The sequence below is a fragment of the Microcoleus sp. D3_18_C2 genome (genome assembly GCF_036702395.1).
Taxonomy (GTDB): Bacteria; Cyanobacteriota; Cyanobacteriia; order Cyanobacteriales; family Microcoleaceae; genus Microcoleus.
Genome location: NZ_JAUBTG010000088.1, coordinates 1 through 15,002, shown reverse-complemented (window position 1 = coordinate 15,002; position 15,002 = coordinate 1). Strand labels below are relative to the sequence as shown.

General features: G+C 46.4%; 16 protein-coding genes. 8 read left to right on the top strand and 8 right to left on the bottom strand.

Annotated features, from left to right (window positions below; genetic code table 11):
* Nucleotides 1-183: 183 nt before the first annotated feature.
* The 6 genes from QUA88_RS27945 to QUA88_RS27920 form a co-directional block, all read right to left on the bottom strand.
* The gene (locus QUA88_RS27945) at nucleotides 184-498 is read right to left on the bottom strand and encodes an antitoxin family protein (RefSeq protein ID WP_333053013.1); all 315 of its coding nucleotides are present in this window, start codon (nucleotides 496-498) and stop codon (nucleotides 184-186) included.
* A 393-nt stretch (nucleotides 499-891) separates the two neighbouring features.
* Nucleotides 892-1,692, bottom strand: a complete 801-nt coding sequence (locus QUA88_RS27940; RefSeq protein WP_333053011.1) for a class I SAM-dependent methyltransferase — start codon at nucleotides 1,690-1,692, stop codon at nucleotides 892-894.
* Nucleotides 1,693-1,834: 142 nt separating this feature from the next.
* Nucleotides 1,835-3,475, bottom strand: a complete 1,641-nt coding sequence (locus tag QUA88_RS27935) for a 2-isopropylmalate synthase (protein WP_333053009.1) — start codon at nucleotides 3,473-3,475, stop codon at nucleotides 1,835-1,837.
* Nucleotides 3,476-3,804: 329 nt separating this feature from the next.
* Nucleotides 3,805-4,326, bottom strand: coding sequence for a LabA-like NYN domain-containing protein (locus QUA88_RS27930; protein WP_006633075.1), 522 nt, complete (start codon nucleotides 4,324-4,326; stop codon nucleotides 3,805-3,807).
* Between the two features lie 338 nt (nucleotides 4,327-4,664).
* On the bottom strand, nucleotides 4,665-5,315 hold the full coding sequence (locus tag QUA88_RS27925; RefSeq protein ID WP_015174512.1) for a response regulator transcription factor: 651 nt from the start codon (nucleotides 5,313-5,315) through the stop codon (nucleotides 4,665-4,667).
* A gap of 648 nt (nucleotides 5,316-5,963) precedes the next feature.
* On the bottom strand, nucleotides 5,964-6,389 hold the full coding sequence (locus QUA88_RS27920; protein ID WP_333209731.1) for a ferredoxin: 426 nt from the start codon (nucleotides 6,387-6,389) through the stop codon (nucleotides 5,964-5,966).
* Nucleotides 6,390-6,768: 379 nt separating this feature from the next.
* Between QUA88_RS27920 and groES the strand changes: the two genes are divergently transcribed.
* The 6 genes from groES to QUA88_RS27895 all read left to right on the top strand — a co-directional run bounded on the left by groES (nucleotide 6,769) and on the right by QUA88_RS27895 (nucleotide 10,824).
* Complete coding sequence (gene groES / locus QUA88_RS27915; protein WP_332945088.1) at nucleotides 6,769-7,080, top strand: co-chaperone GroES; 312 nt, start codon at nucleotides 6,769-6,771, stop codon at nucleotides 7,078-7,080.
* A 138-nt stretch (nucleotides 7,081-7,218) separates the two neighbouring features.
* Nucleotides 7,219-8,859 carry a chaperonin GroEL gene (groL, locus tag QUA88_RS27910; RefSeq protein WP_333053005.1) on the top strand — a complete coding sequence of 547 codons (1,641 nt, stop codon included), beginning with the start codon at nucleotides 7,219-7,221 and terminating at the stop codon, nucleotides 8,857-8,859.
* A 171-nt stretch (nucleotides 8,860-9,030) separates the two neighbouring features.
* Nucleotides 9,031-9,234, top strand: a complete 204-nt coding sequence (locus QUA88_RS29590; RefSeq protein WP_445251906.1) for a DUF6888 family protein — start codon at nucleotides 9,031-9,033, stop codon at nucleotides 9,232-9,234.
* 113 nt (nucleotides 9,235-9,347) lie between these two features.
* Nucleotides 9,348-9,707 carry a hypothetical protein gene (locus QUA88_RS27905; RefSeq protein ID WP_333053003.1) on the top strand — a complete coding sequence of 120 codons (360 nt, stop codon included), beginning with the start codon at nucleotides 9,348-9,350 and terminating at the stop codon, nucleotides 9,705-9,707.
* A 27-nt stretch (nucleotides 9,708-9,734) separates the two neighbouring features.
* Nucleotides 9,735-10,103, top strand: coding sequence for a hypothetical protein (locus QUA88_RS27900; RefSeq protein WP_333053002.1), 369 nt, complete (start codon nucleotides 9,735-9,737; stop codon nucleotides 10,101-10,103).
* 61 nt (nucleotides 10,104-10,164) lie between these two features.
* Nucleotides 10,165-10,824 (top strand): glutathione S-transferase family protein, encoded by a 660-nt coding sequence (locus tag QUA88_RS27895; RefSeq protein WP_333274980.1) that lies wholly within the window; start codon nucleotides 10,165-10,167, stop codon nucleotides 10,822-10,824.
* 327 nt (nucleotides 10,825-11,151) lie between these two features.
* On the opposite strand, the gene QUA88_RS27890 is transcribed toward QUA88_RS27895, so the two are convergent.
* Entirely contained in the window at nucleotides 11,152-12,123 is a 972-nt protein-coding gene (locus QUA88_RS27890; RefSeq protein WP_333274977.1) for an SH3 domain-containing protein, read from the bottom strand.
* Between the two features lie 176 nt (nucleotides 12,124-12,299).
* Nucleotides 12,300-12,554, bottom strand: coding sequence for a hypothetical protein (locus QUA88_RS27885; protein WP_333052997.1), 255 nt, complete (start codon nucleotides 12,552-12,554; stop codon nucleotides 12,300-12,302).
* Between the two features lie 322 nt (nucleotides 12,555-12,876).
* Here QUA88_RS27885 and QUA88_RS27880 point away from each other — a divergent pair, with 322 nt between their 5' ends.
* The gene (locus tag QUA88_RS27880; RefSeq protein WP_333274974.1) at nucleotides 12,877-13,758 is read left to right on the top strand and encodes a glycerol acyltransferase; all 882 of its coding nucleotides are present in this window, start codon (nucleotides 12,877-12,879) and stop codon (nucleotides 13,756-13,758) included.
* 428 nt (nucleotides 13,759-14,186) lie between these two features.
* A complete protein-coding gene (locus tag QUA88_RS27875; protein ID WP_333274971.1) occupies nucleotides 14,187-14,954 on the top strand; it encodes a sulfotransferase in 768 nt (255 codons plus the stop codon).
* Nucleotides 14,955-15,002 lie beyond the last annotated feature (48 nt).

The following is a 15,002-nucleotide window of genomic DNA, read 5'->3' as shown; positions in this document are numbered from 1 at the left end:
ATCGCTTTAAATTCAGTTCCAATTCTAGTTGTTAACATTTCTTTACTTACCTTTGTTTTTTTATACCGACCTACTTAGCTAAATGGTTATCTGTAGCAGGATCGGTAATCGATAAAATCCACTCACTGCCTTTTTCAGGCACGTATCGTTTGACTAAAGCGCTAGTATCCAGAAAATAAGCATTTACCACGGGCCACGATCCTCGATAACGATTTCTGAAATAGGCTTACCTGGTAGCGGTTCCATTTTTTGCATCAATTCGCGCCACTGCTGCGCGCGCTTGATTAATTCTGCCCGATCGAGCTTACCCTGTTTCTTTGGCAAACGCACCCCCTCTACAAGCATCTTAATCATCGACTTTTCGCGATCGCCCTTGAGTTCTTCCTGCGAAACTTCCGCTACAATTGTGATTTGCACAGTTTCCCCATCATTCAATGACAAAGGAATCAGGGGACGCAAAACCCCGTTTTCGTAGATAGCAGTAATAGTTTCTGGCATAATTAGCCTCTTAATTAAATGCTTTGACTTATTGTACTTCTTTTAGAGTTTTCAGTAGGGTGCGTCAATCGATTTTAGATTTTAGATTTTAGATTAAAGAATTGACTTGCGCGAGATAAATGCTCTTTCTTGAGGATTTTCGATTTTCGATTTTGGATTGATTCCACGGATAAATGCGGGGGCTTGTACCATCAAGAAATTATTGGTCAGTTGTGATTATTTTTGCTCCAAACAAACAATCTCGGAACTGACGCACCTGACAACAAATGGTGCGTCAGAATAATACTTTCGGCGCTGATTTAAAATCTCAAAACTGACGCACCCTACCACTGATATCATCAGTCATTCCCGATTCTTTAATCGAAAATCCAAAATCTAAAATCTAAAATCGTCTTACTTCGTTGCCACCACAGCCAAATTCCAAGCCAAGCGCTTCATCAAAGGCAACTTCTTCAAAAAGCTATCCCACTCTTCCAATCGAGAGTATTCCGGTTTCAATCTCTCTTGTTCAATGATAATCTTTTTCCAATAACGCTCCTCATTTGGATGCACTTTTTCTATCAAATAAAAGCGCAAAAAAATCCACAGCGATGTCAGCCAAAACGTATCGTAAGCCGTCTCGGAAAACAAAGATTGAACAATTTTCACAATATTAATATCCAAAGGACTTTCATCCTCCGTCCGCACCTCAGTCGCCATTCTGCGGTAAACATTAATCACGGGATTGTGCTTCATCGGGTCCCAAAAACAAGCTTTTCCCCCCGGTTTTAGCACGCGGTGCATTTCGCGAATTGCCTTTTCCGGTTCCGGCAAATGGTGCAGCAAATTAGAAGCGTAAACAATATCAAAACTCTTGTCCGGGAAATCCATCGCCATTGCATTTACAGTGCAGCCCTCTATTTTGACGCCGTTTTTCTCTGCCAATTTCAGAGCAACGTCTACCATGCCCTGGGAATAGTCGGCAGCCACACAATGCGCGCCTTTTTTAGCAAAATAAACGCTGTTTTCTCCCGCGCCGCAGCCTAAATCTAACAGGCGTTTGCCTGTAATATCGCCCATTTGCTGGACGATAAATCTATTTTCTGGGGCGGTACAAGCTTCAAAGTAATCATTGACTTGAATGCCGTCAATATCGATTGTGGATGCCCAAGCATCGTGGAATTGCCGCTCTTTTTTTAAGGTTTCGTCTTGCATTTTTCAAGATTTGGTTATTAGTAAAAAAAGTAATTTTAAACCGCAGATAAACCCGGATTAAGGCAGATTAATTGAGATTTATCTGCTTCGATCTGGGTTCGTCTGCGGTTGGTTTCAAGAAAAATGGCTGACAATAAATTTATCAGCGCTGTGCTTTTGCAACAACTTCATTTCTGATCAGATTTGGCTGTTCCGAGGATTTTTCAGCACTATGCTGCAATGCCTGATACAGGCGATTTAAAGCGCTGATGTATGCTTCTGCGGAGGCTACGATAATGTCGGTATTTGCTGAGTGACCGGAAAATACTTTGCCTTCGTGGCGCAAGCGAATTGTTACTTCGCCGATCGCATCAATTCCTGCTGTTACCGATTGTACAGAAAACTCGATCAACTCGTTGGGTACGTTTACCACCCGGTTAATTGCCCTGTAAATCGCATCCACAGGCCCAGTGCCGATCGCAGCATCGGTCAATTCTTCGCCCGCCGGATTCCGCACAGTGACAGTTGCTGTCGGGCGAGATTTGTCGCCGCAGGAAACCTGCACCAATTCTAACCGGAATAGTTCCGGTGCTTGGTGCACTTCGTTATTGGCGATCGCCTCTAAATCCCAATCAGTAATCTCTTTTTTCTTGTCAGCTAAATCTTTGAACTTGACAAAAGCCTTATTTAGCTCATCGTCGGCCATTTCAAAACCCAACTCTTTCAAGCGAGTCTGAAATGCGTGACGGCCGGATAATTTGCCCAAGACGATTTGATTTTCAGTCAAGCCGATCGACTCAGCGTCCATAATCTCGTATGTCCGCTTATTTTTCAGCACTCCGTCTTGGTGAATTCCCGACTCGTGAGCGAAAGCATTTGCCCCCACAATCGCCTTATTTGGCTGCACCAACATCCCCGTCAAATTGGAAACCAACCGCGAGGTTTTATAAATTTGGCGCGAGTCAATATTTGTCAGCGGTTCCTCAGAATCCGCAGGCCGGCCCAAGAACGGATTATAATATTGGCGCCGCACGTAAAGCGCCATTACCAACTCTTCGAGAGCTGCATTTCCCGCCCGTTCGCCAATCCCGTTAATCGTGCATTCTAACTGTCTGGCGCCATTTTTCACAGCTTCCAAAAAGTTAGCAACAGCCAATCCTAAGTCATTGTGACCGTGAACCGAAATAATTGCGCGATCGATATTCGGCACATTTTCCTTAATTCCGCGAATCAAAGCCCCAAACTCGCTCGGAGTCGTATAGCCGACAGTATCGGGAATATTAACAGTAGTCGCACCCGCTGCGATCGCCCGTTCTAGAACCTGATACAAAAACTCCGGTTCCGATCGACAAGCATCTTCCGGCGAAAACTCCACATCATCCACAAAAGACTTAGCGTAAGCCACCATTTCCGGCACTATTTCCAGAACCTCAGCCCGCGTCTTTTTCAGCTTATACTCCAAGTGAATATCGGACGTAGCCAGAAACGTATGAATTCGCGAATTTACGGCGGGTTTCAGAGCCTCGGCTGCTGTTTTAATATCCTCCTTTCTCGCCCTCGCTAAACCGCAAATTGTCGGCCCATTTTCTGTGCCAACCGATCGGGCTATTTTTTGGACTGCCTCGAAATCTCCCGTGCTGGTGAAAGGGAAACCCGCTTCAATCACATCCACGCCCAATCTCGCTAACTGGCGGGCGATCGTCAGCTTTTCATCCACATTCAGAGATGCACCCGGAGATTGTTCTCCGTCCCGCAAAGTCGTATCGAAAATAATAATCCGGTCTTGACTTGGTTGAGTTTTCATAGCTCTACAAAAGTGTTTTCCTGATTTTTACTTGTCCGTTTTTCTGGATTTTTAGCCTCCAGTCAGTCGATTTTAGATTTGAGATTTTAGATTTTAGATTTGAGATTTACTCCACAGATGAATCTGGGAACTTGAACCTTAGTCTAAAATTTTGGGCTACTGGTGGCTCCTATCGGAAAGCAAGTATGCGTTTTTTGGCGGGAGCACCAGTCCCGTGTTTCGCGCCAATAACGAATAATTAATAACCCATAACCCATAACCCATAACTGCTGACTAATAACTACTAACTAATGACTAATGACTAATGACTAATAACTACTAACTACTGACTAATAATCCATCTTCTCGATATGTTCCCTAATTTCATTTAGGTCTATATACCTATCTGTAGCATTTCGTAACTCTCTAGCAATCATTCCTTCGGTGGATACCACAGTAATATGAGTATTTTTCGAGCGGAGCAGCTCGATCGCCCGCTCAAAATCCCCATCCCCGCTAAACAGCACAACTTGGTCGTATTGATCCACGGTATTAAACATATCAACCACAATTTCTATGTCTAAATTAGCCTTTTGAGAATATCTGCCCGAAGCATCGTCGTAATATTCCTTAAGAATTTTAGTGCGAACCGTGTAACCTAGACTGATCAAAGCATCTCGAAATCCCCTTTGATCTTGGGGGTCTTTCAGACCCGTATACCAGAAAGCATTGATCAAGATGACATTCGGCTGCGAAGTTTTGAAATATTCGAGCACCCTGCGAGGATCAAAAAACCAACCGTTCTTTTGTTGAGCGTAGAACATATTGTTCCCGTCCACAAAAATAGAAAGGCGGTTCATTAAGTTTGTCATAGAAACTTAGACCTAATAATTGTAGAAAGAAGTTAATCTAAATATCACATTTTAGCAACATGGAGCTAACTGAGGCAATAGATTAGACTTCAGAAAACTCCATCTCCCCAGTATTTCATATTTTCGGCTCTACCGCCAGAGGGTTCTTTTAACCCTGCTTGCTTTTGAGCGAGGGGCCCTCACAAACTATACGCCTAGTAACTCAATACCGACTGCCGTGTCAAGGTTAAGGGCGTCTTCAAACTACCGCGCCCACCGCCCTACCGCCAAACAGGCATACGCCCAGCGCATAGCAGTAGATTTTGCTCCCCTGATTTCATAGCGCAGACTACCTCCGCTCAAGCCTTTTTGCTTTCAAGAGCCCAGCGAGCTAACTCTGTCCGGTTGTGCAGACCTGTTTTGCCCAGCATATTGCTGACGTGGCTTTCGATAGTCCGCTGGCTGACATTCATCACGTCTGCGATCTGGCGGTTTGCCATACCCTGCGCTAGCAACTGTACCACCTTTAACTCAGTGGGAGTCAATTCGACATTGCGGCGCGCCTTAATTTTTGGGCCACTCTCCATACCGGGATTTGAGTGACGAATCAAGCGGGATGCTGCTTTCAGAGAAGATTCCACTTGGGCTACCAGTTCTTCTGGTTCAAAAGGCTTGACTATATAAACGTCAGCGCCCGTGCTCAAGCCTTTTACTCGGTCTGAACTTTGACCTTTTGCGGACAAGAAAAGAACCGGAATCCAGCTCGTGCGCGGGTCTTCTCTGATGTGTTTGACTAAAGTGTAGCCGTCCATTTCCGGCATCATCACGTCGCAGATCATCAAGTCGGGAACTTCTTGTTCTAGTTTTTCCAGAGCGTCTCTGCCGTTTTCTGCTGTAATGACGTTGTAACCCCGAAACTCCAAGTAGTCTTTGACCAGCAAGATCAAATTGGGGTCGTCGTCAACCAGCATCAGCCGTTTTTGTTCTCCTGAATTATTGTCCTTTGTCATGTTTATTCCCGCTAAAGTATCCCGCACACTTCCTTGTTTTCACTTCTGTTTTTTCGGTCAGTCCCCCGCCACCCGGCTGGGAGTGGAGGACGACGATCGACTGAAGGGATGGCGGTGAGGGAAAGCGGGGCGGGTATTACCGCTTTCCAACCTATAATCGACGGCTGTTTGTGAGTGTCTTACGACCTCGAACGCAGCCCAAACCTGTAATCGACGATCGCCCTGTCAAGATCAGCCTTGATTGATTGCAGATTCCCTAACAGAGCGCAAGTTAAATATTTAATCTCGATGGTTCAATTTCAGGTTAATGCCCCGGTTTTAAATGATACTTCTGATATAGAGAAATTTAAGCAGACTCCCTACTTACGTATTTAACTGTTTCTAGTGTAGTTTGGCAACCTCCTGAGTGTCTGCCACTGAGAATTTTTTGCACAAAATTTCTCAGTTCCTGCGATCGATTTTTTTTACTGTACCTTTTGAGAAACACAAGGAACACGGGAAGCGGCACCAGCAAGACAAGAACCTAACTACAGTTTTATTGAGCTGTAGCAGGTGCGATCGCCCGGACGCGAAACTGTCTCAATTTTTCACCCTTAACCTTAAATTTAACACTTTACCTATAACCCTGTACTTTAAACAGCGCTACACTTAAATGTTTGGCTGGGTCTCAGCAGGCACAGGCAAAGGATGAGTCAAGAAAGCGTATTCTTGAACCACCTTTGAGTTTAGGAGATGTTCCTGAATAATTCTCTCAATCACGGGTGGAGTAACGTCGCGATACCACACTCCGTCTGGATAGACTACCATAATCGGGCCAGACGCGCACACTCGCAGGCAATTGGCTTTCGTGCGAAAGACGCAGGTTGGTCGATCGGCACTTGGCTTGTCCAACCCCAATTCTTGCAAGCGTTTTTTTAAGTAATTCCACGCCTCCAGACTGGTTTGCCGATCGCAGCACTTGGGCACGGTTTGGTCGGCACAGATAAAAATATGCCGCTCGATTTGAGGGATTCCCAGGCTTTGGACGCAAGCGCTCAAGCCTTGGCTGCAAGATTCCATGTTATTTTCTGTCATTTTATTCATTCGTCAACAGTAATTGGTTAGCGGTCTAAAGTCATCACCACAGCCCCCACTCCCTCCCGTCTCAACGGTAGGTTTTTTACAATTCAGAAATTGAGGGCAAACAAGAGGCAAGTTTTAAAGGCATAACAAGTCGAAATCCGGGATTTTTCGCTTCTGGCTCTCTCCCCCTCTCCCTCTCTCTCCCCCTCTCCAACTCATTGTCGGTTCGGGAACCCGTACTGACAACTAAGTTGCGATCGCCCCTTTCTAGAGCTAAATTAGCACTCAGGAGTCGAGAGTGCTAATATGTCAGTTGTAAGTAGTCCGCTGTTGCTTTCATCGTGACCCCTGACGACTGACTCACGACAATCTGTAATCTGGAGATTTATTTATGGCAGCAGTATCACTGAGTGTTTCTACCGTTAAACCGTTAGGCGAGCGCGTGTTCGTAAAAGTAAGCGCTAGCGAAGAAAAAACCGCCGGCGGCATCCTTCTGCCCGACACAGCTAAGGAAAAGCCCCAAGTAGGCGAAGTCGCGGCCGTGGGCCCCGGCAAGCGCAATGACGATGGCACCCGCATTGAAATGGAAGTCAAAGTCGGCGACAAAGTTCTCTACTCGAAGTACGCCGGCACCGACATCAAACTCGGCACAGACGAATACGTCTTGCTTGCAGAAAAAGACATTCTGGCGATCGTTAACTAATTAATCATTAGTCATCAGTCCTTAGTCATCAGTCATTAGTTTAAAGCGAACGCCGCCAAACAACTAATGACACGGGACAAATGACTAAAATCCATCATCCCCAATCCAAAATCTCAAACCCTCTCATCCCCAAAAACTATGGCTAAGCGTATCATCTACAACGAAAATGCACGTCGCGCCCTCGAACGCGGTATGGACATTTTGGCCGAAGCAGTGGCAGTAACCCTCGGCCCCAAAGGCCGCAACGTGGTTCTCGAAAAGAAATTCGGAGCTCCTCAAATCGTCAATGACGGTGTTACCATCGCCAAAGAAATCGAACTAGAAGACCACGTAGAAAATACAGGCGTTGCCCTGATCCGTCAAGCAGCTTCCAAAACCAACGACGCAGCAGGCGACGGTACCACAACTGCTACCGTTTTGGCTCACGCCATGGTCAAAGAAGGTCTGCGTAACGTAGCAGCCGGCGCAAATGCGATCGCCCTCAAGCGCGGTGTTGACAAAGCAACCACGTTTTTGGTAGAAAAAATTGCCGAACACGCCAAACAAGTAGAAGATTCCAAAGCCATCGCTCAAGTCGGCTCCATCTCTGCTGGTAACGACGATGAAGTCGGCCAAATGATTGCCAACGCAATGGACAAGGTGGGCAAAGAAGGCGTGATTTCCCTGGAAGAAGGGAAGTCTATGACCACCGAATTGGAAATCACCGAAGGGATGCGCTTCGACAAAGGCTACATCTCTCCCTACTTCGTCACCGACACTGAACGGATGGAAGCGATTCTCGAAGAACCGTTCATCTTGCTGACAGACAAGAAAATTGCTCTGGTACAAGATTTAGTACCCGTGCTCGAACAAGTAGCTCGTTCCGGCCGCCCGCTGTTGATCATTGCAGAAGACATTGAGAAAGAAGCTTTAGCTACCCTCGTTGTCAACAAACTGCGCGGTGTGTTGAACGTGACTGCTGTTAAAGCACCCGGTTTTGGCGATCGGCGCAAAGCCATGTTAGAAGATATCGCCGTATTGACCGGCGGTCAACTAATCACCGAAGATGCCGGTTTGAAACTGGAAAACACCAAGCTCGACATGATCGGCAAAGCTCGCCGCATCACCATCACCAAAGACAGCACCACAATTGTTGCCGAAGGTAACGAAGCCGCCGTTAAGTCCCGCTGCGAACAAATTCGCCGTCAAATGGACGAAACCGAGTCTTCCTACGACAAAGAAAAGCTGCAAGAACGTTTAGCCAAATTGGCTGGCGGCGTCGCAGTCATCAAAGTCGGCGCGGCTACCGAAACAGAAATGAAGGATCGCAAACTGCGTTTGGAAGATGCGATCAACGCAACCAAAGCTGCTGTAGAAGAAGGAATTGTTCCTGGTGGCGGTACAACTTTGGCTCACCTGACTCCTCAATTGGAAGAGTGGGCTAATAGCAATCTGAAGGGCGAAGAATTGACCGGTGCATTGATTGTGGCACGGGCTCTGGCTGCTCCTCTGAAGCGGATTGCTGAAAATGCTGGTTTGAATGGCGCTGTGATTGCTGAGCGCGTCAAAGAAAAGCCGTTCAACGTCGGTTTCAACGCAGCGACAAATGAGTTTGTCGATATGTTTGAAGCTGGAATTGTTGACCCTGCGAAGGTGACTCGTTCTGCTCTGCAAAATGCCGCATCTATTGCTGGTATGGTGCTGACAACCGAGTGCATCGTCGTTGACAAGCCTGAACCGAAGGATGGCGCTGCTGCAGGCGCTGGCGGCGGCATGGGCGGCGGCGACTTCGATTATTAATCGATAGTTTGATGGGGCGGGCTTTAGGGCCTGCCCTGTTATATTGGTAACGGTTTTTAGCATAGGCATAACAACTCTAAAGCGACATTAACTAAACGCACAATCTCTAAGGGCCCGTGCCTCTGTACTCAGCTAGGTTATACCCAAAAACCTAACCCCGCGTAACCGTTAATGAAAACTTTTGGAGTTAAAATGAACCTGCCAACTGCTGAACAAAGCATCAAGTGTGTCATACTATGTCAATCCTTAACCAATAAATTCACCATCCCTGTTTTCATCTGCCTAGACGAGCGAACAGGTAATCTATTTATACTGGCAGGAGATAATATAGAGATAGAAATCGATCGCGATGGTTCTTTGTTAGACAAAAATTAGAGCAACTGAAGACGAGTTAGCTCTAAAAAAGCGATCGCCCCTTGCCTGAAATGGTGAGGGATTTTTTTTTCTGCGATACAATCAAGACAGCACTTAAAAAGCGTGATTTAAACATGGTAACAAGCTTAAATGTATTGCAATCCCAACCATCTAGCCAATGGAAAGTGACACTCCTGTTAGAAACTCTCTCATCAGGACAGGTTTCTGCTTCTGTTTTCGAGTTTCCGCACTGTCGAGTTGAAGCAGCAACTCGGGAAGAAGCCATTACCCAACTTCAAACCACTTTGTTAGAAAGACTTAAGCATATTGAAGCTATTTCCTGGGAAGTACCGATTCAGGCTTCAGAACCCACCTGGATGCAATTTGCGGGTGTGTTTAAAGACGATCCAGATTTTCAGGAAATTATGGACGAGATTCGTGCCGAACGTACCTCTGACGATGACTCTGAAATCGAGCCCTCATACTACCTGTAGAGGTGATTTATAGGATAGTAAGCTAACATGAATCTATCATTTAAAGATTTAAGGTTTATTATAGAAGCCATTGAACATCAAATCAATGCCTATCAAGAACGTTTGCAAGTAATTGAAGATGTAGATGAGGATGAGGCTGCCGATCTAGGGAACGATCTTGAATTTTTAGAGCTTCTCCACGCAGACATGACGACAACTTTAGATCAGAATACCAAACCTTTAAGTTCTGATGATAGTTTTTCGCCCTATCGAAATGATAATTATTCGGAAAATCCACAAGATTTATCTTTTCAAGAATTAGTAAAATTAACGCTTAAATTGTCAGTTAGCGAGCGGTTATTTCTAGTAGAGGCTATTACCTCGTCTGTGCGTCAGGAAGTCACTATCAGCCAATAATCAGCCAATTATAGCATCTTTAGAAGTTTGTTATGATGATATTTTGATTATAGCAACCGCCATGAAACTTTACCACACTCCCATTTCCGCCAACTCACGCCGCGTCTGGGTCGCCCTCTTAGAAAAAAACCTCGACTTTGAATTAGTAGAAATCCACTTGGACGGCGATCACTTGCAGTCTGAATTTGTGGCAATGAATCCTTTTCACCGCATCCCTGTTTTGGTCGATGATGACTTCACTGTCGTCGAGTCTCTAGCAATTCTTGACTATCTAGAAGCGAAGTATCCAGAACCGGCAATGCTGCCGAAAGATCCGCAAGATTTGGCAGTTGTGAAAATGGTAGAATTGGTCACGGTTAACGAACTTGCGCCGGCACTTTACCCCCTCAGCAGTGAAAAAATGGGCTGGGGAACTCCTGAACCTCAAGTAATAGAAAAGGCTAAGGAAAAAGTCAATACTGTGCTGACATTTTTTGAAGGTTTGTTGGACGATCGCCCTTTTTTCGCTAGCAACACTGTTACCTTTGCCGAGTGCGTTGCCGGCACCGTCGTGCCCTTGCTATCTTGGGTTGGTGTGTCCCTAGACGGCTATCCTAAAATTCAAGCTTGGTGCGATCGACTGCTTGCCCGCCCCTCATGGCAGCAAACTCAATTCACCGAGGCAGATTTGGCGGCTTTCGCATCTCGGAGACAAAAGTTTCTCGCACAATCTCAAGCCTGATGAACCCATCAATTGTCAAGCGATCGCTCTTTTTCCTAGCTGTTATCGCCTGCATCCAAATTCCCATCGCAGCAATGGGGCAGCCCGCCGCCTGATCGAACTACGAATCAATTAACGTCAAACAGTTCCTGGGCGATCGCAAAATTACCGTCTCCAACCCCAAAGATATCGCAGCAAAACTCTGACTCGCGACAGAAATAAGTTATTCCTGGGTAAGTCATCGAAGCAATCTGGGTTCCGCGTTGTTCGCTTGCTGCGCGACAATCTTAAAACTATTTTCGGTGTCGATCGCTCTTTTAGTCAAAAAGAGCGATCGAACTCACAAGTTTACTTGCACATGATCAAATTTCCAGCAGAGATGAATCCCGCCGCAGGAGCTGAAATCTCAACCCAATTCCGGTTTTCTCCATTCTTATCTTTCACTAACTGGAAATTCGGTACAAGCGTTACTTGACCGTTAGCCGGTACACCACCTTTAACCGCAGCAGTCCTTGAAGGCTCAGTACGGATAGCTAGACCCCTCGGCGCTACGCGAGGTTCTACTTGGCGGCACAGACTTACGGGGCCCGTTGCAGGTGCTGGTGCAGGCGCAGGCGCAGGCGCAGGTGCTGGCGCAGGTGCTGGCGCTGGTGCTGGTGCGGGTGCGGGTGCTGGTGCGGGTGCTGGCGCTGGTGCTGGTGCTGGTGCTGGTGCTGGCGCTGGCGCTGGTGCTGGTGCGGGTGCGGGTGCGGGTGCTGGTGCGGGTGCGGGTGCTGGTGCGGGTGCGGGTGCTGGCGCGGGTGCTGGCGCGGGTGCTGGTGCGGGCGCTGGTGCAGGTGCGGGTGCTGGTGCGGGCGCTGGTGCAGGTGCGGGTGCGGGTGCGGGTGCAGGTGCAGGAGTTTGACTAATTGTGCACGAACCTAAATTACTTTCGTCGTTGGGATATCCGCTAGCTACATACCCTGTGACGGGAGCGGTAATTTGAATCCAGAGGCGACCGTCGGAGGCTTTAACAGAAGTAGCGCCTTGGGACAGCGTTACCTGAGTGTTAAGTCCTACCCCGCCCACTCTAGGGGATTTTGGGTCTGGGCTCTGGCGAACGGTCAAACCTTCTTTGGGAGTGACTTTGCGACAAAGGTTGCCAGCCTGGGCTATTTGAAAGGTGGCGCTATCTTCAAAGGAAATATTTTCAGCATCTTGACTGACAGTGGATGTTGATGGGGCGGCAACAACGATCGCATTTGCCTGCAAACTTCCGGTTGCGATCGCGATCGCGCCCAGCAATGCAGCGGGTTTATTCCAGCAATTCAAGTTTTTCATCCGTTCAAATCCTCACTTAACCACAATCATTATCTTAATTGCAGGTCAATATAGCAAAAAAATCGATTTGTCTTCCACAAAAAAGCTTTATGTAACTTTTTTTTACCGCAAGTCAAGTTTAATTTATATAATTTAATGTTTGGTGAGTTGAGCGAAGACACATAAAGCTGCTACGCCTATAAATTGCTCATTATGCCACAGTGGGGGAGGGGGAGAAGGTGGAAGTGTCCGAGTCTGGGAATGGCAGAGGGGAAAAGTAAACAGCGCCAATCGCTAGCATTGACCCGATGGCGGGCATCAACTTGATAAAATCTTCCAAAACGGAAACTTATCGGCTTGAGGCACAGTTGTGTTTTTGTGGCTAAAGCCGCCCCGCCATCAGCGACAGTTGCTGTAGCTGTTTCCAAACGGTTTTGTTCCTGTGGAGACAACCAGCACAAAACCTCCGAACAAAAGCAGCCCGCTCAAATCAGAAACCAAATTTTTGCGCCAATTCTGATTTAATTATATTGCTATAGCAACCGCGCTCGATGTTTATGATGTTTTCACTTGCTAAAACTAATGCGGTAGATTCCTTCGGAATGGGATCATATTAATGATAATAGGAAAAATCTTTTTTTCGCAGGGCGATCGGGATGATCGCACGCACCAGGAGAGGAAAATCCAAACTAATATCCTTCCTTCTTCCTTATTTCCCAAATAACTAAAGCCTTCTCTCTTCGAGAGTTAAAGCTTTCTTCCTTCTGCTATATAATGACCAAAGCGTTAAATATTTCTCCAGTGACAAAAACTACTAACAAAAAAGACGGAAAATCCTCTAACTATCCCTTTGACGGTCTATCTTTAGACGATCGCAATCCCGAATTCATTCAGCTTTTGTTGCCAGTTTGGGAATGGCTGTACCGCTACTATTTTCGCGTACAAAGCGACGGCTGGCACCACGTCCCGGCGAGCGGAAAAATGCTCGTTGTCGGTTCTCACAACGGGGGACTCGCTGCTCCAGATATGTTTATGTTCCTATACGAATGGTTCCGCAGATACGGCACGGAACGCTTGGCCTACGGATTGATGCACCCCACGGTTTGGCAAGTTTCTCCTGATGTTGCTAGCATGGCGGTTGAGTGTGGAGCCCTCAAGGCGCATCCGAAAATGGCGATCGCAGCTTTACGCAAAAATGCCGCCGTTCTCGTCTATCCGGGCGGCGCCCAAGATGTTTTTCGCCCCCACCATTTGCGCGATAAAATCTACTTTGCGGGACGCAAGGGATTTATCAAATTAGCATTGCGAGAAGAAGTGCCAATTTTACCAATTGTATCGCACGGTGCCCACGATACTTTGATAGTTTTGGCAGATTTGTACGAACAAGCAAAGCAATTGCATGAATTGGGAATGCCGTGGCTATTTGGCATCGATCCGGTGGTATTGCCGGTGTATTTGGGATTGCCTTGGGGATTGAGTATTGGGCCTTTGCCAAACCTGCCTTTACCTGTGCAAATTCGGACTCGCGTGTGCGAACCGATTGTATTTGAGAGGTATGGTTCGGAAGCGGCGCGCGATCGCGATTATGTTGATGCTTGTTTCGAGCGAGTTACCGCCCAAATGCAACAACAATTAGATTGTTTGGCTGGTAAGTGACAATTGCACGAATATCAAATTATCATAGGTTCGATCGCACTGATTGTCGATCGACCTTATATTTAACCCAGCCTTGGTTTCTGTATATTTCTATACCACATTTCGCTACAAAAAGCAACGACCGAGGTAATAATTATCCGGCGCGATCGCACTATTATCTAACTCGCCAGAGTGTAATCATAACCATCAGTTGACTGCCATCTATCGCAAGATAGATTTTGCGAAAAACTAGGCGGTAATTCCGTAAAGTTATCCAACATCCAGCTTCCAGCATCTGACACTGTAGCTGCTGGATGCAATGTTTTGTTTCCACCAATTATTTAAATGTCGATCGGGTGCTATATTGCAGCAACGAGCAACCGCAAAAGCGATCGCCTTCTTCTTTTCAGATGCAGACTACTTGTCAACCTTAAATATATTCCCACTGGATGCCCCAGAAAGCTCACTTTATATCCGGCTTACCCCGCTCAGGATCTACTTTACTAGCCGCCATCCTGCGACAAAACCCCCGGTTTCACGCCTCCATGACTAGCCCCGTGGGGGGTTTAGTAGAGCGAATGTTGGAAGCAATGAGCGAAGACAATGAGTTTTCCGTGTTTATTTCCCCCGAACAAAAACGGGCGCTGATTCTAAGCATCTTTTCGGCTTATTACCACCCGCAAGCTGACAAAGAAATCATCTTCGACACCAATCGCCTTTGGTGCAGCAAATTGCCATTAATTCGGGAACTATTTCCTGAAGCTAAAGTCATCTGCTGTGTCAGAAACATTGCTTGGATTATGGACAGCATCGAGCTACTGATTCGGCGCAACGCCTTTGATGTTTCGAGGCTATTTAATAATCCAGCGGAACGGGCTACAGTTTATAGTCGCACCGAGGCATTAAGTCAAGGTTCGCGTTTAGTGGGTTATGCTTATAACGCTCTTAAAGAAGCATTTTACAGCGACCAGAGTGCCTCTCTCCTCTTGGTTGATTACGAGCTATTAACCATAAACCCGGCTAAAACCATGTCGTTGATTTATCATTTTTTGGGCGAAGAACCTTTTGAACATGATTTCGAGAGTGTTGAATATCAAGAGCCAGAATTTGATAATAAATTGAAAACACAAGGTTTACATCAAGTGCGATCGCAAGTCGAGTTTAAACCTAGAAAAACCATTTTGCCCCCCAGGGTAAACGCATCTAAATTAAGTTGACAGAAAATCATATTTGTGCATGATTTGTTTTTTATAAAACAATTCTTA